Annotated in this window: 19 protein-coding genes; 11 read left to right on the forward strand and 8 right to left on the reverse strand. The window is 50.9% G+C overall.

Translation table 11 applies throughout. The annotated features are described in order from the left end of the window. Nucleotides 1-85: 85 nt before the first annotated feature. The 3 genes from SU32_RS06400 (at nt 86) to ppx (ending at nt 4619) form a co-directional block, all read left to right on the forward strand. Nucleotides 86-766: an HdaA/DnaA family protein gene (locus tag SU32_RS06400; protein ID WP_053998531.1), complete on the forward strand. Its 681-nt coding sequence runs from the start codon at nt 86-88 to the stop codon at nt 764-766. A gap of 103 nt (nt 767-869) precedes the next feature. Beyond that, nucleotides 870-3080: an RNA degradosome polyphosphate kinase gene (locus SU32_RS06405; protein WP_053998532.1), complete on the forward strand. Its 2211-nt coding sequence runs from the start codon at nt 870-872 to the stop codon at nt 3078-3080. Between the two features lie 18 nt (nt 3081-3098). Next, nucleotides 3099-4619: an exopolyphosphatase gene (gene ppx / locus SU32_RS06410; RefSeq protein WP_053998533.1), complete on the forward strand. Its 1521-nt coding sequence runs from the start codon at nt 3099-3101 to the stop codon at nt 4617-4619. Here ppx and rnd read toward each other — a convergent pair whose 3' ends face one another. The 4 genes from rnd to SU32_RS06435 all read right to left on the reverse strand — a co-directional run bounded on the left by rnd (nt 4620) and on the right by SU32_RS06435 (nt 9583). Continuing rightward, nucleotides 4620-5780, reverse strand: coding sequence for a ribonuclease D (rnd, locus tag SU32_RS06415; protein WP_053998534.1), 1161 nt, complete (start codon nt 5778-5780; stop codon nt 4620-4622). Between the two features lie 5 nt (nt 5781-5785). Beyond that, on the reverse strand, nt 5786-7042 hold the full coding sequence (locus SU32_RS06420; RefSeq protein WP_053998535.1) for an MFS transporter: 1257 nt from the start codon (nt 7040-7042) through the stop codon (nt 5786-5788). An 892-nt stretch (nt 7043-7934) separates the two neighbouring features. Continuing rightward, entirely contained in the window at nt 7935-8792 is an 858-nt protein-coding gene (locus tag SU32_RS06430) for a hypothetical protein (RefSeq protein ID WP_053998537.1), read from the reverse strand. A gap of 503 nt (nt 8793-9295) precedes the next feature. Continuing rightward, on the reverse strand, nt 9296-9583 hold the full coding sequence (locus tag SU32_RS06435; RefSeq protein ID WP_053998538.1) for a GIY-YIG nuclease family protein: 288 nt from the start codon (nt 9581-9583) through the stop codon (nt 9296-9298). Nucleotides 9584-10100: 517 nt separating this feature from the next. On the opposite strand from SU32_RS06435, the gene aspS reads away from it, so the two are divergent. After that, nucleotides 10101-11900, forward strand: coding sequence for an aspartate--tRNA ligase (gene aspS / locus SU32_RS06440; RefSeq protein ID WP_053998539.1), 1800 nt, complete (start codon nt 10101-10103; stop codon nt 11898-11900). Nucleotides 11901-12135: 235 nt separating this feature from the next. Here aspS and SU32_RS06445 read toward each other — a convergent pair whose 3' ends face one another. After that, nucleotides 12136-13308 carry a hypothetical protein gene (locus tag SU32_RS06445; RefSeq protein WP_053998540.1) on the reverse strand — a complete coding sequence of 391 codons (1173 nt, stop codon included), beginning with the start codon at nt 13306-13308 and terminating at the stop codon, nt 12136-12138. Nucleotides 13309-13435: 127 nt separating this feature from the next. Further along, nucleotides 13436-14101, reverse strand: coding sequence for an RluA family pseudouridine synthase (locus SU32_RS06450; RefSeq protein ID WP_245625498.1), 666 nt, complete (start codon nt 14099-14101; stop codon nt 13436-13438). 123 nt (nt 14102-14224) lie between these two features. Between SU32_RS06450 and SU32_RS06455 the strand changes: the two genes are divergently transcribed. Then, complete coding sequence (locus SU32_RS06455; RefSeq protein WP_053998541.1) at nt 14225-15097, forward strand: alpha/beta hydrolase; 873 nt, start codon at nt 14225-14227, stop codon at nt 15095-15097. Nucleotides 15098-15156: 59 nt separating this feature from the next. Beyond that, a complete protein-coding gene (locus SU32_RS06460; RefSeq protein WP_053998542.1) occupies nt 15157-15837 on the forward strand; it encodes an SDR family oxidoreductase in 681 nt (226 codons plus the stop codon). A 3-nt stretch (nt 15838-15840) separates the two neighbouring features. On the opposite strand, the gene SU32_RS06465 is transcribed toward SU32_RS06460, so the two are convergent. Further along, nucleotides 15841-16227 (reverse strand): DUF2293 domain-containing protein, encoded by a 387-nt coding sequence (locus SU32_RS06465; RefSeq protein WP_211097699.1) that lies wholly within the window; start codon nt 16225-16227, stop codon nt 15841-15843. Between the two features lie 92 nt (nt 16228-16319). Here SU32_RS06465 and SU32_RS06470 point away from each other — a divergent pair, with 92 nt between their 5' ends. The 5 genes from SU32_RS06470 (at nt 16320) to SU32_RS06490 (ending at nt 21102) form a co-directional block, all read left to right on the forward strand. After that, nucleotides 16320-17315, forward strand: a complete 996-nt coding sequence (locus SU32_RS06470; RefSeq protein ID WP_053998543.1) for an ArsR/SmtB family transcription factor — start codon at nt 16320-16322, stop codon at nt 17313-17315. Beyond that, a complete protein-coding gene (gene metF / locus SU32_RS06475; RefSeq protein WP_053998544.1) occupies nt 17315-18229 on the forward strand; it encodes a methylenetetrahydrofolate reductase [NAD(P)H] in 915 nt (304 codons plus the stop codon). The genes SU32_RS06470 and metF overlap by 1 nt, the downstream gene beginning before the upstream one ends. Before the next feature lie 93 nt (nt 18230-18322). Next, nucleotides 18323-18910 (forward strand): FMN-dependent NADH-azoreductase, encoded by a 588-nt coding sequence (locus tag SU32_RS06480; protein WP_053998545.1) that lies wholly within the window; start codon nt 18323-18325, stop codon nt 18908-18910. Between the two features lie 192 nt (nt 18911-19102). Further along, nucleotides 19103-20323 (forward strand): alanine racemase, encoded by a 1221-nt coding sequence (locus tag SU32_RS06485; protein WP_053998546.1) that lies wholly within the window; start codon nt 19103-19105, stop codon nt 20321-20323. 200 nt (nt 20324-20523) lie between these two features. Beyond that, nucleotides 20524-21102 carry a glyoxalase superfamily protein gene (locus SU32_RS06490; RefSeq protein WP_053998547.1) on the forward strand — a complete coding sequence of 193 codons (579 nt, stop codon included), beginning with the start codon at nt 20524-20526 and terminating at the stop codon, nt 21100-21102. 36 nt (nt 21103-21138) lie between these two features. Here SU32_RS06490 and SU32_RS06495 read toward each other — a convergent pair whose 3' ends face one another. Next, nucleotides 21139-22314 carry a lytic murein transglycosylase gene (locus tag SU32_RS06495; protein WP_053998548.1) on the reverse strand — a complete coding sequence of 392 codons (1176 nt, stop codon included), beginning with the start codon at nt 22312-22314 and terminating at the stop codon, nt 21139-21141. Nucleotides 22315-22327: the final 13 nt, after the last annotated feature.

The raw sequence follows: 22327 nt of genomic DNA on the forward strand, positions 1-22327 counted from the left end.
GTTTTCCGCCCGGACATGCGGCAAATCAAAGAGTTTGAGCGTGGAAGCGATACAGTGAAAAGCAGACACGCTCTAGAGTATATTTATGGTTGAAGCTAATCAATTACTGTTGGACCTTGGTGGTGCGCCATCGCTCACGCGCGATGATCTCGTTGTCAGCGCTGCGAACTTGAACGCGGCATCCTTGATTGATAATTGGCCGCATTGGCCTTCGCCTTGGGCAATATTGATCGGCTCGAAAGGCTACGGCAAATCGCATCTTGCTGAAATCTGGTATGAGGCGGCAATGCCGCATCGTATTCAGCCTTCGAAAATATCCGATGATGATTTGGGCGAAGCCCAAAACGGGCGCCCGATTTTAATCGACGGCCTTTTTGAGGGAAAGTTCGACGAAGCGCGGATGTTCCATCTCATGAATGCGGTGCGAAATGCCCGACAAACAATGTTGATTACAACAGAAACCGCGCCGTCTTTGTGGCACTTGGAAACCGCCGACCTTCGCTCCCGCTTTAAGGCTGCAACCACCGTCGAAATTGGTGCACCCGATGATGCGCTACTTCGCGCTGTGATTGCCAAATTATTTGCGGACCGACAGATCAGTGTGGGGCCCGACATTGTGGAATATCTGGCAACGCGCATAGACCGTTCACTTGACAGTGTGAACCGTGTCGTCGACCGCCTTGATAATGAGGCACTTGTTTCAAAAGCCCGCATCACAAAGCCTTTTATTGCCCGTGTTCTTGAAACAATTGAGTGCGAACGCTGACAGGAACAGCATAGAAATTGTCAAATTGTGCCTAGTTTAGAACGATTTATTTCTGTCATATAGCTGGTATAAATACGGCGAGTCGAAAGAACTATTGAAAGAAATGGATCGCATGACCGACGCGCTAGAAGACAATTCCGCAAATGCCACATCGCCTGTAAAAATGGTTGCTGAAAATGATCCTGCGCGGTTTGTAAACCGCGAATTTTCCTGGCTTCAGTTCAATTGGCGCGTTCTGGAGGAAGCGCGGAATACCAACCAGCCGCTACTTGAACGCTTGCGGTTCCTGTCAATTTCGGCAGCCAATCTCGATGAATTCTTTATGGTGCGTGTTGCAGGGCTTGCGGGGCAGGTGAGGGCACAAGTCGGGCAACGCTCCATTGATGGTCTTTCTGCGCAGGAACAGTTGGACATGGTCATTGAAGAAATTGCCAAACTTCAAACTGCACAACAAGAAACTTTGTCTGTGCTTTTAGAGGAGCTGCAAAAAGAAAATATCGAAATCGTTAGAACGGAGGAACTCTCGCGGGCAGATTTGGCGTGGCTGGAAGATCATTTTCTTCAAAAAATCTTTCCGGTTCTTACGCCATTATCCATTGACCCCGCGCACCCGTTTCCGTTCATTCCCAATCTTGGTTTTTCCATAGCGCTGGAACTGGTCAATCTGAAAAACCGCAAAATTATGAATGCGCTGATCCGCCTGCCGATCGCGCTAAACCGCTTTGTGCAAATACCGACTGAAGGTGCAGGGTTCAGGTTTGTATCGCTTGAATTTATCGTCAGCCTTTATATCGATAAGCTTTATCCCGGCTATGAAGTTAAAGGTGCAGGGACTTTCCGTGTCATTCGCGATAGCGACCTTGAAGTAGAAGAAGAAGCGGAAGATTTGGTCCGTTACTTTGAAAGCGCCCTGAAACGCCGTCGCCGCGGGCAGGTTATTCGCATTGAATATGATTCCGATATCCCGCAAAATCTGCGCGATTTTGTGAGCCATGAACTTGAAGTGCCGGACAACCGCGTGAGTGTTCAGGCAGGATTATTGGCACTGAGTACAGTGTCTGAAATTGTAAAAATTCCGCGTGATGATCTTTTGTTTGAATCCTATACAGCACGTTTTCCTGAACGTGTACGCGAGCACTCAGGCGATTGTTTTGCTGCGATCAATGAAAAAGACATCATTATCCACCACCCCTATGAGAGTTTTGATGTGGTGGTGCAGTTTCTGCGTCAGGCGGCGGCTGATCCCAACGTGCTTGCGATCAAACAGACATTGTACCGTACTTCAAACAACAGCCCGATTGTACGCGCGCTTATGGATGCCGCCGAGGCCGGAAAGTCCGTCACAGCTCTGGTTGAACTGAAGGCGCGTTTTGATGAAGAGGCCAATATCCGCTGGGCGCGCGATTTGGAGCGTGCCGGCGTGCAAGTGGTGTTCGGGTTTGTGGAGCTTAAAACCCATGCCAAAATGTCACTGGTGGTTCGACAGGAAGAATCGGGCCTTCGAAATTATGTGCATTTAGGCACGGGTAACTACCATCCGATTACGGCCAAGATTTACACAGACCTTTCTTATTTCACCTGTAATGATCAGATCGCGCATGATGTGCAGCGCGTATTCAATTTGATCACAAGCTATTCTGATCCGGGACAGGATTTGAAACTTGCCGTTTCACCTTATTATATGCGCGACCGGATTTTGCGTCATATTGACGAAGAGATTGAGCATGTAAAAGCCGGCCGTCCAGGCGCGATCTGGATGAAGATGAACTCGCTCGTCGATGCGAAAATCATTGACGCTCTGTATGAGGCAAGCGCTGCGGGCGTTGAAGTTGACATGATTATTCGCGGTATCTGCTGTCTGCGGCCTCAAGTTCCGGGCCTGTCTGAAAATATCCGTGTGAAATCCATTGTTGGCCGCTTTTTGGAGCACAGCCGCATTTTTTGTTTCGGCAATGGCCGCGGATTACCGTCCAAAAGGCCGATTGTTTATATCGGCTCTGCCGACTTGATGCCGCGCAATTTGGACCGCCGCGTCGAAACGCTTGTACTGCTTGAAAATGCGACAGTGGTCCAGCAGGTGGTCAATCAGATTATGCTGGCAAATCTGCTGGACAACGAACAAAGCTATGATTTGCTGTCAGACGGCCGCTCAAAACGCGTTGTACCGCTTTCAGATGAAGCGCCGTTCAATGCGCAAACTTATTTTATGACTAATCCAAGCCTATCCGGGCGGGGAAAAGCTTTGAAATCTTCAGCGCCGGGATTGATTGCACATAAGAAAAGAGCGCAAGATGCTGCGTCGACGATAGAATAGAAGTATCGGTAGTATTTTGTGATTGAAACTGAAGACGCGCAAGGCCGCTTGAAAGGCCGAAATCCGGTTGGTGTAATCGACATCGGATCAAACTCGGTTCGTCTGGTGCTTTACGAAGGGCTGGTTCGCTCTCCGGCGGTGCTTTTCAATGAAAAAGTTTCCTGTGGTTTAGGGCGCGGTATTGCCGCGACCAACCGCATGGACGATGGCGCGGTTGAAGAAGCGTTGGAGGCGTTGGTCCGTTTCCGCGCGCTTGCCGATCAGGTGGGGGTCGGAAAGCTGTATGTTTTGGCAACGGCGGCCGCACGTGAAGCGGAAAATGGTCCTGCTTTTGTCGAAAGAGCCGAAGAAATTCTGAGACAACCGATTCAGATTCTTACCGGCATTGAAGAAGCACATTATTCTGCTCAAGGCATTATTTCAGCTTTTCGCGCACCTGATGGTATCGCGGGTGACTTGGGTGGTGGTAGCCTTGAACTTGTTGATATTAATGGCGATTTAGCCGGTACAGGCATAACCATGCCGCTTGGAGTCATTCGCCTTGGCGAACGCGCGGAATCATCATCTTCAACAGCCGAAAAAATTGCCCGTAAGGATATTAAATCCGCAGACATTCTTGATACAGGCAAGGGCCGTGTATTTTATGCTGTTGGCGGCACATGGCGAAATATCGCCAAATTGCACATCGCTGCAACGAATTACCCTTTGCATGTCACGCACTCCTATGAGGTCGAAGCAGAAGAGCTGCTGAAGTTTCTGGACAAGATCAAACAAGGCAATCTGGAGAAATTTGAAGGCATTTCCGATGTCTCGAATTCGCGCCGCGCATTGCTACCCTATGGCGCTATTGTTCTGACAGAAATCATCAAGCGGATGGAGCCGGGCAAGATTGTCTTTTCTTCCAGCGGCCTGCGTGAAGGATATCTTTATGCGCAGCTTGATGAAAAAACACAGCGCACCGATGCCTTGTATGAGGCGGCTGAAGAACTTGCGATCCTTCGCGCAAGGTCGCCGCGCCATGCGCGTGAACTGGCGGAATGGACTGCCTATAGTTTTGAAAAATTCGGCATCGACGAAAGCGTTGATGAAAAGCGATACCGTGATGCGGCTTGCCGCTTGGCAGATATTGGCTGGCGCGCGCATGCCGATTATCGCTCGATGCAATCATTGGCGATTTTGGCCTATGGCAGTTTCGTTCAGGTCGATCATCAGGGACGGGCATTCATCGCGCTGTCGAATTATTTTCGCTATGAGGGGCTTAAGAATGAGTCGCTTGCGCCCGAAATTCGCAGCATCACGACCGACAGAATTTGGGAGCGTTCCAAACTTCTTGGAGGCTTTATGCGGGTTGCCTATCTGTTTACCGCCGCGATGCCGGGCGTGATGAACAATCTGGAATGGGAGCAGACGGGCGAAAAAGAAATGATGCTCGTGCTGCCGCAAAGTCTAAGCGCATTGGCAGGCGAGCGCCCGTCCGGCAGACTGAACCAATTGTCAAAAGTCACCGGCTGGAAAATTTCTCTCAGCATCCGCTCCTGATCACTCAATATCCACAACGCCGATCTTGCGGTTTTCAAACCGCAGGCCGGATTTGCCGTTGAGCAGTTTGAGTGCTCTTTCGCCGAAAAGCTCTTTGCGCCAGCCCTTCATGGCCGGCACATCGGCTTGCTCGCCTAAAATAGCGATTTGCTCAAGCTGGTCCGATGACGCAATAATTTTGACGGCAACGTCATATTCTTCAGCCGTTAATTTCAACAGAACTTTGAGCAGATCAACAGCCGCGCTGGTGCCTTCCGGCGAATGGCTCGGGCGCGGAATTTTTGGTAATTCGTCACGGTCCAAAGCGTGAGCCCGTGCCACACATTCCAAAATGGCGCGGCCATTGGATGACTTTTCAAAACCCTTATGCAAGGTGCGCAGACGCGCCAGCGCATTGGTATCTTTGGGCTGGCTTTGCGAAATTTCATAAATCGCATCGTCTTTTATGATGCGGTTGCGCGGTACATTGCGTGTGCGCGCTTCGGTCTCGCGCCATTCAGCCAGATTTTTAAGAATAGCAAATTCGATTGGCTTTTTGATGCGCAGTTTGAGCCGCGTCCAGGCTTCGGCCGGCGGCAAATCATAGGTTTTTGGCGTGGTGAGAATATCCATTTCTTCGGCCAGCCAATGCGTACGTTTTTCTTCCGCAAGCTTGTCTTTGAGAAATTTATAAACATCGCGCAGATGGGTCACATCGGCCAGCGCATATTCAAGCTGCTGCTGGGAAAGCGGACGCAGCTTCCAGTTGGTAAACCGCAAGGATTTATCAATATGCGCACCGCAAATACGGCGCACCAATTGATCATAAGCAATGGAATCGCCAAAGCCGCATACCATTGCGGCGACCTGGGTATCAAACAAAGGCTCGGGCAGTTTGCCGGAGAGTTTATAGAAAATCTCCACATCCTGACGCGCGGCATGAAAAACCTTGATCACATCCTTATTGGCCATCAGATCATGCAGCGGCGTAAGATCAATACCTTCTGCCAGCGGGTCAATCAGAACCGCTTCATCATCGGAGGCAACCTGTACCAGACATAAATCCGGCCAGAATGTTGTTTCACGTACAAATTCTGTGTCGACGGTCACATAGGGGTGGGTTGCAAAGCGCGCGCAAACATCGGCGAGGGTGGCGGTGTCGTTTATCGTTGTTAAGCTCATACGTGCTATTTATCCGAGGGTTTGTCCGTTGTCGAACCGTTTTCTGTTCGAGCGCCAAGAGAGAGTTTGAAGTTCTGTGCCGAGGTACGCAAAAGCGGTCTGAACCCTTTGCGGTCTTCTTCCGGGACAGGGCCGCGCGCCTGCATCCGGAGAAGGGCGACAATGATCAGCAATGTGTGAACCACACTTGTAAAAGCAAACAGGCCCGAGGCGCCGTAAAGCTCCACAATTGCGGATGATAAAAACGGCCCGATCATGCCGCCGAGGGCAAAAAAGAAGAACAGACCGGCGGCCACCAGAACGAATTGATCAGGTTTGGCGTGGTCATTGGCGTGCGCGGCTGAAAGCGAATAAAGCGGCAAGGCAAACGCGCCAAAGACAAAGATGCCCAGATAATTCATGAACGGTGAAGTGCCGGCAATAAAGGTGATAAACATACCGGCAAAAACCGCGCCCGCGCTTACAAACATCAAAACGATACGGCGGTCATAGCGGTCGGAAATATAGCCGAACGGATATTGAAGCACAGCGCCGCCAATGATGCCTGCGCTCATAAATGTTGCGACATCTGTGACCGAAAGGCCGATTTCTTCTGCGTAGAGCGGGCCGATGAGGCGGAAGGCCGAGTTTGTCGCGCCGATTGCAACACAGCCGATACAGGCAAGGGGCGATAAAAGCCAAATGGTTTTAAGATCAAACCGCACTGTTTCGGGCGGTTTGGGCGCCGAGCGGTCGGCAAGCGAAACCGGCACAACCGACAGCATGACCATTAAAGTGATCACGGCAAAAATGGTAAATCCGGTGGCGCTGAACAGCGGAATGAAAAACTGCGCGCCCGTCACCGCCAGAATGTCGATAATTCTATAAAGCGCCAACATGCGCCCGCGATTATTATTGCGTACGCCGGAGTTGAGCCAGCTTTCGATTGTTGTAAACAATCCGGCAAAGCAAAAACCGGCGATAAACCGCAGTAAAATCCATGTGGCCGGTTCGACGATCATCGCAAGCAGCAATGTGCTTGCCGCTGCCATGGCCGAAAGCGCGGCAAAAGTCCTGATATGCCCGACCGCATTTAATATGCGCGTGATCACAAGACACGATAGAAGAAAGCCGCCGAAATAAGCAGTGCCGGTCAGTCCGATGGCTGTTGGCGAGAAACCCTCATAGGCCCCGCGTAGCGCAATCAACGTACCTTGTACGCCATTGCCGCCCAGTAAAATACCTGCGGCAATCAAAAGCGGAATAAGGGGGCGGATTTCCATAAACGATAAGACTCAGATGTAACCTTATTGATAAGCGTTACATCAATTATCTCCCCTGACCAATGCGAGCGGCTGAAATTTGTCAGGCATTGTTATCGCACTTGAGAAAGAGCGATTTGTTTCGTGCTGATTTTTAAATAGGAGCGTGCATTGATGACCGCCGGGCGGCGCGCGGCTGTTATGGCACGCGCATAGGAGAATGTACAATTTGCAACGCGCGCTTTTATGCAAGCTGTTGCCGGGGCGGGGGTGCCCACCGTGCCGATAAGTTTGGAAAAGATTTTCAGCAATTGGCTTTAACCGGATAAGCGCTCTTTTCATCCGTTTGAGCTGATGGATCACATCGCAGATCGTGCACGGTCCGTCACGCTCAACCGGCAGGACCGGCTCAACATAGCCGGAGGCAATCTGCAAATAATAGACGGCTTTTTCTATCTTGAAAATTGTGCCCGAGGCCCACGTGCCAATCCGGTGCGGCAAGACACGGCTTGCACTAAACATCGCGGCAATAGCCAGCCAAAACCGGACAATACGCAAAAGCGCGATGCGGTTTTTCTCAATGGCAATGTTTTTCGATGCACTGTTCATCCCCGCAGTGTGCGGGTGTTTGGTGGTAGTTGGATAAGATGGGGGGAGTGTGGCTTTGCCGAATATAATTATTTGATCGCTATTGTACTACCAAGCGTTAAGTAGGGTCTGTTACAGGCCATTACCAGAGTCTGTTATGCAGGTAATGTATACATTTAAGCGTCCAATGTTGATGGCTGGTCTTTAAAAAAAAGTACGTTTGCTTGCGCCGAAACCCTCACCGGATTTTGCATCTAATTTACAGTTTGGTGATCTTGATGTTCTGAAGATGATCCGCAATCATGATTTACGTACAGCTGTAAGTTTAAAAAGGTATCTCGTCAAACACGACATCCAAATCGATCCGTGTCGGGAACACTCCTTCAGAAGTGGAAATCTCTACAACTAGATAACCTTGGACTCGGTAGCTGTCCTTTGGATCAACGCCGTCATCTTGGTATCTCCGCCAAAAGTTTGTCTCTAACTCGCATCGAATTTGGGTCCATGCGCCCTGTGCCAAGCGAGGCGCAGTTGTAGCCAATATGTGCCTTCGATTGGTATCCTCTCGCTCAGCCTTGGTGTGGCCACAACGCTTACCATCTTGCTTTATTTCCCAACGTTCACTTGTGTAGAGATACACAGCATCGATTTCAGGGCTTCTTTTTTCAGTTCTGTTATGGATATCAATGACTAATTCAAATGTCCCAGTCCGCGAGTATACGTTCACGGTCAATAGTTCGTTTTGTGCTCTTGCACTAACTTCGAACGTGACTGTTCGTTGGCGCTCAAGTTCCGACTTCACCCAGCTTATGTCGGTACTCAGCATGTTCTTGAGGTTCGTAATCGAACCATCGTAGACAAGATGCCTGTGGTGTTTCAGGTCAAAGGGAATGTCCTCAGCCCTTTGAGTAATAAGTGTACAAATCTTATCCTTTGCATGTGCATATCCCACTTCATAGAAAACGTTCGGGTTTTTGTTCGTCATATCCGCGATGATGAAATCTGCGGCATCAATTTGCCGATAAATTCTCTCTAAAATACTCTCTGTATAAATCTGCTCGTCGACCCGCTCGGCCACAACGCCTTGTTCTTTTGCCGTCTCCTGAATTCCCAATCGATAAATGTCATCGAATTCTTTACCGAAGGGCATAAGTACAAAGGCAAACGGCTTTGGTTTCGCCATGTCTAGAAAACCTTTTTGTCTTTGGCTATGTTGGTCACGCTGCCACTTCTTATAGAGGTTATCAAAGAACTGTGTCCAGTGAACAATCGATGAGAGAGTGCTATGACACAGAAGCCCTTTTTATTTGCACTGCGCCCTAATATCCGAATCCATCATTAGCTGAGCTATAACATCTTGGTAAGTTCGAGCTCAAAACGGAATTTCACCAATCTAGTACAAAGCGTTGAATGTGACTATTCTGCATTTAAGTAAAAACAAGCTCAGCACTAAATGTGACGCCTCTTGCTCGCAGTAATGTAGACATATCCACCCATAAGCCAGCATCATGGAATGGATCCTAGGGTCAAGCCCTAGGATGACGAAATTGGGTTTAGCTTTGGTAGCTTATCTTCTTGTACAGTGCTTGCCATGAGGCAGCGGTAACAAAAAGAGGTCGTCATCCTCGGCCGCCGAGCCGAGGATCCATTCCGTGAGGCTGGAACAGTAAAATTTTTGCAGAATTGCTACCAGCCCATTCCTTTGTATAGCTCGTGCCATTCAGGGTTGATACTTTCGATCAGATCAATCTTCCATTGCCGCCGCCAGCGTTTGAGCGACTTCTCACGCTGAATAGCATCGCGAATGTCGTCATGTTCTTCGTACCAGACAAGCCGCGTGACACCGTATTTTGCGGTGAAGCTTTTCGTATCCATCTGTTTATGATCGTAGATGCGCTGCGACAGGTCGGCGGTGACGCCAATATAGATCGTGCCACCTTTTTTGCTCGCAGTCATGTAGACATATCCACTCATGATTTAAGCTTCACGGAATGGATCTTAGGGTCAAGCCCTAGGATGACGGAAAGTAAGATTAGTTGCGGTGGCTAGTTTTTGAAATGCTAGGTGCGTATTGTCCCCGACGCACCGTCATCCTCGGCCTCCGAGCAAAGACAAGCGTAGCGACGTCGAGGGATCCATTCCGTGAAGTTTACAAGTGTGGAGCAATTTAGTACCCCCTCTCTTGCATATTCTAGCACTTAGATTTCGCGTTGCTTATCTAAGACGCTGAATATGCTTTCTCTCCCACAAGGGGAGAGACGGGCACCGCGCTTTATCTCTCCCCTTGTGGGAGAGAAAATGAATTCTTGGAATTGCGAAGCAAACCTTAGAATTCATAAGAGAGGGGGCTTGGACAGACACGGCAGATCAAATACAATTACCTCCAGCACACACAAACACGGCACCAACCGTGCATCCTACATTGCTTTCTCAGGCCACCTGAATTAAGCGGTGCTCTGAAATAGTATCAAAATCACTAAAGGCATTTATCATGCACCGTTATCGCAGCCACACATGTGGCGCCTTACGTAAATCTGACGCTGGCAATATTGTCCGGCTTTCCGGCTGGGTTCACCGTGTGCGTGACCATGGCGGCGTTCTGTTTATCGACCTTCGCGACCATTATGGCATCACGCAAGTTGTCGCCGATCCGGATTCGCCTTGCTTTAATATCGCGGAAATGGCGCGCGGCGAGTGGGTTCTGCGTATTGACGGTGATGTAAAGCCGCGCAGCGCCGAAACAATCAACGCCAATTTGCCGACCGGTGAAATTGAAGTTTACGCGCGCGATATTGAAGTTCTGTCGAAAGCCGACGAACTGCCGCTGCCTGTTTTCGGCGAGCCGGATTATCCCGAAGATATCCGCCTGAAATACCGTTTCCTCGATTTGCGCCGTGAGACTTTGCATAGCAACATCATGCAGCGCACACGCATCATTGCCAAAATGCGCGAAGAGATGAACAAAATCGAGTTCACCGAATTCTCGACACCGATTTTGACCGCTTCTTCACCGGAAGGCGCGCGCGACTTCCTCGTGCCGAGCCGTATCCATCCGGGCCAGTTTTATGCGTTGCCGCAGGCGCCGCAGCAATATAAGCAGTTGATCATGATGAGCGGCTTTGACCGCTATTTCCAGATCGCGCCATGCTTCCGCGATGAAGACCCGCGTGCGGATCGCTTGCCGGGCGAATTCTACCAGCTTGACCTTGAGATGAGCTTTGTCGAACAGGACGAGATTCTGGAGACAATGGAACCGGTCATGCGCAATGTGTTTGAAGCATTTGCGGGCGGCAAACCTGTGACGCAGAACTTCCGCCGCATTGCCTATGACGATGCGATCCGCATGTATGGTTCCGACAAGCCTGATTTGCGTAACCCGATTGTGATGCAGGATGTGTCCGAACATTTCCGCGGCTCCGGTTTCGGCGTCTTTGCCGGCATTTTGGATGCGGACCCGAAGCATCAGGTCTGGGCGATACCGGTCAAGGGCGCGGGCAGCCGCAAACATTGTGACCGCATGAATTCATGGGCGCAGGGCGAGGGCCAGCCGGGCATGGGCTATATCTTCTGGCGCGAGCTGGAAGGCAAGTTCGATGCCGCAGGCCCGATTGCCAAAAATATCGGTGAGGAACGCACCGAAGCGCTGCGCCAGCAGCTTGGTCTGGAAATCGGCGATGCTGTATTCTTTGCAGCGGGCGATCCGAAAAAGTTCGCCGCTTTTGCCGGTTCCGCGCGCCAGAAAGCAGGCGAAGAGGCAGGTCTTATCGATGAAGACCGTTTCGAGCTTTGCTGGATTGTCGATTTCCCGTTCTACGAATGGGACGAAGACAACAAACGCGTCGAGTTTGCACACAACCCGTTCTCCATGCCGCAAGGAGGCAAAGAAGCGCTGGACGCGGCAACGACCGAAGAGCAGCAGCTCGCGCTTAAAGCGTATCAGTACGATCTGGTCTGTAACGGCTTCGAAATCGCGTCAGGCGGTATCCGCAACCATTTGCCGGACACAATGGTCAAAGCATTCGAATATGCGGGTCTGTCCAAGGAAACGGTTGAGGAGCGCTTTGGCGGTCTTTACCGCGCATTCCAATATGGCGCGCCGCCGCATGGCGGCATGGCGGCAGGTGTTGACCGCGTGGTGATGTTGCTCGTGGGCGCAAAGAACCTGCGCGAGATCACCATGTTCCCGATGAATCAGCAGGCGCGCGATGTGCTGATGGGTGCGCCGGGCGAAGTGGGCAATGAGCAACTGCGCGAACTGAACTTGCGTATCAATCCAATCATCAAAGATTGATTGATCGAGAGCATGTCAGGAAAAGTGGGAACCGGTTTTCCGCCCGGACATGCGGTAAATTAAAGGGTTAGCATGTCAGGAAAAGTGGGAACCGGTTTTCCGCCCGGACATGCGGCAAATTAAAGGGTTAGAGCGTGGATGCGATTCAGTGAAAAGCAAACACGCTCTGGACCGCAAACAAAAAGACCCGCTGTGAAATCTCGCAGCGGGTCTTTTTCATGGGGTGCAGCCAAACTTACTTGTTGGCTTCAACTTTCAGCGCAAGTGTGCTGATCAAGGCCGCAGGATTTGACGCGCCCGCCGCGATAAGCTGCGCGACCGGTACCGGATTGGCCGGTGCTGCGGAAATAGTCAAGGTTTTCGGGTTATCAAGATATTGACCGATCGCGGCGCTTGCTGTGGCAGCAAAATCAGGCGCACCAAGCTGTGCAAGGCCAAGCGGCAACATGCCTTTTGCAAAGGCGATTGTGCTTTCGCGGTTCATGCCTTGCTGCGCGCCGAAATAATCAATCAGACGGCCGGTCAGCGATTTGTCCTCGATGGTGATGGACGCTGAATTGATATCCAGCTGCTGCATCATGCCAAGCATGGCGATGCCCATCTGCTGCTCATTGTCTTTGTTTTCTTTTTGCACTTCCTGAACCGCTGCCGCCAGTTCCGGTGTGTAGCCGCCAATTTCAAAGCGGAATGTAAGGTCGGCGGCATCGTCGGCAGAAATGGTCATCGGATCAAGAATGAGATCGCCATTGCCAAGGTCCCAAACGCCTTTCGCTTCGAGCTTGCCTTCGACTTGCTCATAGCCGAGAGCTTTGACCGCTTCGGTGGTTTTGGCGTCACCGGTTGCTGTAAAATCAATAAACAGATCTTCAACAGCCAAATCGGTTTCAACCTTTCCGCCAGGCTGATAGTCGGAAATAGTCGCAATGCCTTCGCCGGAAGAGAAAAGAGTTTGACCATTGCGCGTTACCGTCATCGGGCCGCTGACAGCACGGCGGTAATAAGACCCTTTCAAAATCGGGTCGGTCTCATTCGGGCCGGCGATAAAATAGCCTTCGACAACCACACCGCCAAAAGAAAACTTCACATCATCCGTGACAGTTTCGAAGTTTGGAACGCCCATACGGCCGACAATATAACCGTCATTGGGTGCTTCCACGACATCCTGCAAAATGAATGAATCAATCTTGATCGGGTCGGTTTCAGTAATCTTCAAAGTGACGTCATTGAGAACGACATCGTCGCCGCCTTCAACTGCAACGCTGCCTGCATCAAGTGTGACGCCTTGCAGTTCCAGTTGGGCAGCCAATCGATCAAGGACAGTTTGTCCGTCAATTGCCGCAAATGCTGACGTCGCAAATGTTGAAATAATCGCCGTTGCGACCGTTGTCTTGAAAATCATGGGCAACATAATTGGGCCTGCCTTTAAAATTGTGAAATCTACGCCAAGGATAAGACGCTTGGCTGAAGCTGCAAGGCAATTATGTGATAAAAATGACGCAAGGCCAAGTTTGCGTGAATCCGCGTAATTTCTGTCTCTAAAAAGGACAGGCGCTGGTGAATTTAAGCCATTCGCGTGTGACGGGATGGTAAAACTCCACCTGCGAAGCATGCAGACACATGCGTTTATGGGCATGATAGGCTTCATCAGGCGCATACATACGGTCACCGATAATCGGATGGCCCAGATATTGGCAATGAACGCGCAATTGGTGTGAACGCCCGGTTTGCGGCTTCATGAGAAGATCGGTCGTCGTTTCGGTTTGTGTGATGACTTCCCATTCGGTAATCGCCTCGCGTCCTTTTTCATGATCAATCATCTGGCGGGGGCGGTTGGGCCAGTCACAGCGCAGCGGCTGGTTCACAATACCGGACGATTGATCGGGATGACCCCAAACCCGCGCAATATATTGCTTTTTAACAACGCGGTCTTCGAATTGACGCCCCAAATGTACGCGCGCTTTAGCCGTTAAACCAAATATGATGAGCCCCGATGTATCCCAATCGAGCCGGTGTACCAGACGCGCTTCGGGATTATAGGCCATTGCGCGCGATTCAAGGCAGTCATCTGTACCCGGGCTTGTGCCGGAGACGGTGAGCAAGCCGGTTGGCTTGTCCAGCACCAGCAGATATTCGTCTTCAAAGACGATGCTGAGCGGCTCCATGGGCGGATTGTAATCAGGGCGGGGGCGTTGCGGAATCACGTTCATGTCCAAATTGATTTTTCGGCTGTTTAACAAAAAATATCGGATAACCCATACAATTTTGCCTCAAATCGGTTATATCGACACATACGAGGGCAATTCGATCAGAAATATGGATGATCCATGGGTGCTGCAGCTTATTTTCGCGCGCAAAATTATACTGTTTTAAAACGCATATTTGTTTCGCTGGTCGCGGTCGGGACAATGTTTTTCATGGTGGCTGTGCAGGCAAACGCCGCCAAGTTGCATGACGGTATTCGATATTCCGGCAATTTGAAGCTTGATGTTTACGAGCCGGAGGGCGGGCGCGGCCTGTTTGCACGCAAAAAGCCGGTTGTGATTTACATCCACGGCGGCGGTTGGGCAAAAGGTGATCGCAAGCGTGTTTACAAAATGCCGCAATGGCTGACCTCTAAGGGATATGTCTTTGTTGCGATGGATTACCGCAAAGTGCCGTCAACCTCGATTGACGGGCAGGTGCGCGATGTGACCGAAGCGGTAAGCTGGGCGCGCAAAAATATCCGTAAATATGGCGGCGATCCGAACCGTATGGTTTTGATGGGACATTCTGCCGGCGCGCATCTGTCTGCATTGATTGCCGCTCAGGGAAAAGCAAAAGGATTGCGCGGCATTATTCCCAATGATGTTCAGGCTTATGATTTGTTGGCCTATGCCACGAAGCGCGGTTCCATCGGTTCCATGTTCGGGCTGGCATTTACTGATGAGCCGAAAAACTGGATGCGCTGGTCGCCTGCGACCTATGCCCGCCAGACCAAACGCATGCCGCCGCATCTGATCCTTTATTCGAGCAGTCAGGGTGAGCGCCGCCGTTCGATTTCAATCGGCTATGCGAATTTGATCAAAGGGCTTGGTACCCAAACCGAGATTTTTCACGGCACAGCCTATCGTCATGGTGCCATTGCGGCGCGTCTAGGACGTCCCGGTGATGCGGCAAGTGCTGCAATCGAACGCTTTCTGAAAAAAGTAACGCGCTAAAATCAGAAAAATAGAGCGTTTTTCTGACGCTTTATCGGCAAATAATATTAGGGCAGATTATGGCAAGAGTTTTAATAACGGGCGTCGCACGCGGTATCGGCTTGGCTTTGGCGGACGAGCTGGTCAAACGCGGGCATGAGATTGTCGGCACTGTCAGAAGCGATGCTGATGCGGAAGCGATGAAGACTAAGTTCGGCGACAATATTCATGTTTTGACATTCGACGTCACCGATCAAAAAGCCATTTTGGAAGCGGCAAACCGGCTTGAAGGAAGTATCGATATTCTCGTCAACAATGCCGGCATTATCGGGCCGGAAAAACAATCGACGCTGGATATGGATTTCGACGGTTTTGCAAAAACCCTGCAAATCAACACGCTTGCGCCCTTGATGGTATGTCAGGCTTTTCTACCGCATTTGAGAAAAAGTACCAATCCCGGCATTCTGACGATCTCATCCCAGATGGGTAAAATGGCCTATCAGGTTTCTGACCGGATTGCTTACCGCGCATCAAAATCAGCGGTCAATAAGGTGATGCAGGGCCTTGCAACCGATTTGCTGGCTTCCGGTATTCCGGTTCAACTGGTCCATCCGGGCTGGGTGCGCACTGATATGGGCGGGCAGGGCGCCGACATATCGGTTGAGGAAAGTGCCAGCGGCATTGCGGATTTGGTTGAAAACATCAATATCGCAAAAAGCGGTACCTTTGTTGCCTATGACGGCTCGCCTATGGACTGGTGAGGACTATTCCGGTTCGTCGTCAAACGCGTCATCATCATCGTGAATGTGCGCAATGTCGGGTTTATGGCGGCGGATAACACTTACTTCGTCTTCTTCGTCGCCGTCCAGCAGGCGGGTTGAGCGCCAGGAACGCAGAACATCGTTCATATCGTCCAGCACGAAATGCCGTGCGCTGTCGCTGTCATAGCCTTCATCCAGCAAAATATCATAATCTGTGTGGTTGTGGCGCACATGGGTTGTCACCGCCAGCCACGCACCGATCTCGGCAGGCAGGTGCCTCAAATGACGCTTGCGGGCGATGTCTTTGATAACAAGAACATCACTGAGCGGCGCACTTGGTATCAGCGCCTGCAAGGCTTTTGACATTTCAACTTGAAATCGTGTGCTCATAATTCACTTATTATTGTTAATCTTCAATATCCGCTTGTGGTACTCTGATTTGTGATATAAAGATATGTTTATGTCATTTAACCGAGAGTGCTATGTTTCAAATCGACCCTTATGTTGATTGCCTCAAATCCATTGCGGAACCAAGCCGTTTGCGCATTTTGCGCTTGCTTGCTGATGGCGACCTAACGGTTTCGGATCTTACCGCAATTCTGGGGCAGTCCCAGCCGCGTGTGTCACGTCACTTGAAACTACTCATTGACGCGCAATTGATCAATCGCTGGCAGGAAGGGTCGTGGGCTCTTTTCAGACTGGTTTCAAGCGGGGCCAAAGCTGATCTCGTACAATCATTATTGCGTGCGATTGATCCGGCTGATCCGGTTGTTCAGCGCGACCTTGAGCGTCTGGAAGCTGTAAAGCAGAAGCGCCGTGCTGCGGCTGCTGAATATTTTGCCAAGAATGCTGAAAGCTGGGACAAGCTGCGTATGTTACATGCAGCCGACGGCGATGTTGAAAAGGCCTTGCTTGAAATTACCGGCAAGGGGCCGTTCAACAATATGCTCGATATCGGTACCGGTACCGGACGAATGCTTGAACTTTTTGCGCCTTATTACCGCTCTGCTGTCGGTATTGATGCCAGCCGTGAAATGCTTGGCGTTGCGCGCTCAAACCTTGAAGCGGCGGAACTTTCCAATGTCGAGGTGCGGCTGGGCGATATATATAATATGCCTGTCGAGCGTAATGCCTATGATTTGATTGTCATCCATCAGGTGTTACACTATTTGGACGATCCGGCTGCCGCCATGCGTGAGGCGATGCGGAGCCTTTCGCCATCCGGCCGCTTGGTGGTCGTGGATTTTGCGCCGCACGAAATGGAATTCCTGCGTCAGGAACATCAACACCAGCGCCTGGGTTTTGAAACCAATACCGTGGAAGGCTGGTTTAAAGAGGCAGGCCTTCAGACGATTGCTGCCAAGGCAATCAAATCATCGGGCGGGGGCGATGGCAGTCCGCTGACGGTGATGATCTGGGCAGGCGAAGATAAGCGAATTGAAATTGCAGACACTGCAAATGTGGAGAATATAGCGTAATGGGCGGATCAGTATTATCGCGGACGCATGACGCTGCCAGCGAGCGGAATTTACGTATTTCCTTTGAGTTTTTCCCACCGAAAAATGATGCGATGGAAAAAACGCTCGCCGATACAATTACGAAGCTGGCGCCGCTCTCACCTGATTTCATTTCAGTGACTTACGGCGCGGGCGGATCAACGCGCGACCCGTCAAAACGCACGCTTGCCAAAGTGCTGGAGCAGGCAGGCATTCCGGCCGCTGCCCATTTGACATGTGTCGGCTCGAAAAAAGAAGAAGTCGACGAAGTCATTCGTGATTTTGCATCCATGGGTATCAGCCGGTTTGTTGCTTTGCGCGGTGATCCTGAAACCGGCATGGGCACGCAATATGTGCCGACAGAGGGCGGGTATGAAAATGCCGCTGCTTTGGTCGCTGCACTAAAATCCCATTCGGATTTCGATGTTTCCGTGGCAGCCTATCCGGAAAAACATCCAGAAAGCGCAGACTTTGATGCCGATATCGATATGCTGAAACGCAAGGTGGATAACGGCGCCGACCGCGCGATCACGCAGTTCTTCTTTGATAATGATCTTTATGAGCGCTATGTCGAGCGTGTGCGCGCTGCCGGTATCAACATACCGATCGTGCCGGGTATCCTGCCGATCCACAATTTCAAGGCAATGTCCAATTTTGCCCAAAGATGCCAAACCAATGTGCCGGCCTGGCTGGCGGACCGGTTTGCGGGCCTTGAAGATGACGCACAGACCCATGCGATGATCGCAACGGCGATTGCCGCAGATCAGGTGGTGGACCTTGTCGACCGCGGCGTTACCGATTTTCACTTCTACACGATGAACCGGCCCGACCTTGTTTTTGCGCTTTGCAAGCTCTTGGGCATCAAGGGAAATGACAATCCGGCATGGGCTGCTTAGTCAAACGCTGAACAGTCTGTCGCCAAAACGCTGTCTAGTGTGAACAGTCGTGGCACTTATATGGCCTCCAGAATTAATTTCATGGAGACGTAAATGCCTACACTACTTTCTATCCAATCTTCTGCACGTCATGAGAACTCCCATAGCCGCGATTTGAGCAAGGAGCTGATTGCCAAGCTCAACAAGCAAGGCGAATTTGATGTGAAGGAGCGTGACTTGGCCGAAACCATTCCGCATATCAGCGAGAAATGGCTGGGTGCAAATTGGACACCCAAAGACGACCGCAATGACGAACAAAAAGCGCATCTAGCGCTTTCAGACACGCTCATCGAGCAGCTCAAAGCGGCCGATGTTCTGGTTTTCGGAGCGCCGATCTATAACTTTTCCGTTCCAGCAGCGCTAAAGGCATGGATCGATATGGTGTGCCGCGCAGGCGACACCTTCCGCTACACTGAAAACGGTCCTGAAGGACTACTTAAAGGCAAGAAAGCCTATATTGTGATAGCTTCCGGCGGTGTTCCTGTTGATAGTGCTTATGACTATGCAACACCTTATCTGCGTCAGGTTCTCGGCTTTATCGGCATTACCGATGTTGAAATTATTGCTGCTGACGGCCTTGTGGCAAATGAAGCTGCGTCACTGGCAAAGGCCAATGCGGAAATCGAACGTCTGGCCGCATAATCTATCAGATTGAATTGCTGCGAATGCGCGAAACCGTATTCGCGGCAATCTATGTCAATGTGCAAAGCAAAGAATTTCCGCATGACGCGAATTAAGCGGTTAATGTTCTTGCGAGACATGTTGCTATGGGTAGCGCAAGCGCAAACCCTCCATTAGGTTCTCCACATCAGTTGTGATTTGCGGGAGCGAAATATGGATCGGTATTTGGATGGCACTGAGGCAGCGCTGGCTTTACGGCCGGACCAGCCGGTATATTGCTTTCGTCCGCATGTTCTGGCGGAAGATGCAAAACGGTTCCAGTCGCTTTTCCCGGGCCAGACCGCCTATGCGGTAAAAACTAATGGCGAACCGATGGTCATCAAAACGCTTGTTGAGGCGGGCGTTACCGCGTTTGATGTCGCATCGCCGGCAGAGTTCGAGATTGTGCGCAAATATTCGCCGGATGCCGAGATGCTCTATATGCATCCGGTTAAAGCGCAATCCGACATTCGTCTCGCGCTTGAAGAATATAAAATCCGCACACTCGTCGTCGATCATGAGGATGAGATTGTCAAAGTTCTGCGCGTATGCCGCGCCATTGATATTGACCACACGCAGGTCACCGTTTTTGTGCGTCTGCAAACCAAAGGCCATGCGGCCTATGAACTTTCCAAGAAGTTTGGCGCGGCGCCAAACCATGCCGTCGAACTTTTAAAGCGTTTGCACCGCATCGGTTTTAAAACCGGTATTTGCTTCCATGTGGGCAGCCAGATTGAAGACGCCGACACGTATGAAAAAGCAATTGCGTCGGCTTATTGGGTGCGCACACGCGCCAATGTGCCGCTGGTAGGGCTTGATGTCGGGGGCGGTTTTCCGGCCGATTATGGCCGCGATCCCAAAAAATCAAACAAATTTACGCTTGGGCTGGATGCGCTCATGCAAAGCATTGACGGCGCTGTCAAAGAATATGATTTCGATGATATCCCACTTGTTGCCGAACCGGGCAGGGTGATTTGTGCCCGCGCTTTTTCGCTTATTGTGCGTGTTCTGCTGCGCAAAGGTAAGCGTCTTTATATCAATGATGGCATCTGGGCGTCACTGTCTGACAGTTGGACCGGCAAGATGACGATGCCGGCGCGTTTTATCCCTGATCCGACGATCAGACGTCGCAATGGTGATCCGGAAAAGATCGTTCCGTTTAAAGTTTGCGGCGCAACCTGCGATTCCGTCGATATTCTGACACGGCCGTTTTACCTGCCTGAGACCATCGACACAGGCGACTGGATCGAAATCGGCAATATTGGCGCTTATTCGCTCTCCTTGCGTTCTCATTTCAACGGTTTTTATCCTGATACATTTGTTGAGGTTGAGAATGCCTTTGAAACCGGCGATGCGCCGACGGGCCGCGCCAGCGTGGAAACAATGGCCGATTAATCTGCCTCTGATTGTGCGGGTACTTAACAAACACGCTTGACGGTTTAACCGGACTATGTGCATTTAGCGCAAGGTTAATGCTACCTGCCGCTCGCACCCTTATGGGATGGTGAAAGCATCTCAACATTACAGACAACCTCCGCCCAACATCCGGTCGGCAACGCGGGCACCACAGGCAATATGTTGGCAAGGAGGTCGTTATGACTACTTTAAATCAGGCCAAATCTATGGCCGCAAATCTTCGTGCATCACTGTCTGTGGACGGCGTGGATATTTCCCACTCCAAGTCGCTTGAAATGATTTCAAAAGTTTTAGGCCACAAGGATTGGAATACTGCATCGGCTTTGATGGCAGGCAACGGTCCAAATTCAATCAGCTTTGACCGCTGTATTCCGATTTTGCGTATATTTGACGAAGCTAAAGCAAGAGAGTTTTACTTTGATTTTCTTGGGTTCAAAGAAACGTTCCAGCACCGTTTTGAAGAAAGTTTGCCGCTCTATATGGGTATAGAACGCGCGGGGCTTACTTTGCATCTTTCCGAGCACTATGGCGATGCCAGTCCCGGCTCAACTATATTTGTGGAGATGACAAGTATCGCGGCCTATCACCGCGAACTGTCAGAAAAGCGCTATTCCTACAATAGGCCGGGAATTGAAGACGCTCCTTGGGGCAGGCAATTGGAAGTCCACGATCCGTTCGGCAACCGTATCCGGTTTTGCGAGATGAAAAAGTCTGCGGATTTAGAGCTTGACGACACACCGTTTTGGAAATTTTCCTGACAGGCAGCGGAAACTGCCTGCCGGTCATAACTCTAATTATAAATAGTTGAACAAAATTTCGGTCGGCCACGCATCGGCGGGCAGGCCATTTTTCTGTTGTATTTCACGTACGGCAGCGCGTGTTCCGGCGCCAATAATGCCGTCGATTTTGCCGACATCATAGCCTGCCGCACTCAGCTTGCTTTGAAGGGATTTGACCTGATCGGCAGACAGACCGTCATGATTGGAGCCTGCATTGTAAATTTCCGCGCCGCCAAGACGGTTGCCGAAATAAGCTGCTGTGAGCACATAGGTCAGCGACTGGTTCCACTCAAGCAAAATCGTAAAATTCGGATAGGCCAGAAACGCCGGTCCCTTACGGCCCATCGGCAAGACTAAGCTCGCTTCAAGGTTTTCCGGCAAAGAGCCTTCACGCGCATTAACGCCGCGTGCTTTCCATTCTGAAACTGGAAGACGCTTGTGAAGACCGGCGTCGTACCATTCCATTTCATCGGGCACGGAGACTTCCTGCAACCATGGCTGGTTTGCCTGCCAGCCAAGCTTCGACAAAAAGTTTGCCGCTGTCATGATCGCATCGGGCGCAGATGTTTTAAGCTCAACTCTTCCATCGCCGTCACCATCACGGCCTTTGGTCAGATAGTCGGCGGGCAAAACCTGAATTTGTCCGATTTCACCAGCCCAAGCGCCGGTCACATCAGCAGGAACGATGCCCTGGTCAATCAATTTGGCAAGTGCAATCAATTGCGGGCGAAACAGTTCCGGCCGTCTGCAATCATGGGCCAGCGTTGTCACGGCATTGACAGTTAGGTCGTCGCCCTGAATAGCGCCGTAATCGGTTTCAAAAGCCCAAAAAGAAGTAATGATTTCAGGCGCAACCCCATATTCCTGACGGGCACGCTCAAAAATAGACGCATATTTGTTGAGGTTTTTGCGGCCGTTATCAATACGGTTCTGGCTGATAAGGCGGCGGGAAAATTCGATAAAATCAAGCGTGAAAACACCTTGGGCGCGGTCCTTCTGTAAAATGGACTGATCAATCCGCGCGTTTTTCAAGGCTTCAAGCCCTGCGCCGTTCACGCCTTCGGATTGTGCCTGTTCTACCATTTGGGCGCGCCAAGCGGAGAAATCCCCGCCGCAGCTTTGAGCGTAAACACTGGCAGTCATCAGGATTGTCGCGGTTCCGGCGCATAAAACAGATTTGAACAGGTTCATTGTACAGTTCCTA

This window comes from Ahrensia marina (genome assembly GCF_001293565.1).
GTDB lineage: Bacteria > Pseudomonadota > Alphaproteobacteria > Rhizobiales > Rhizobiaceae > Ahrensia > Ahrensia marina.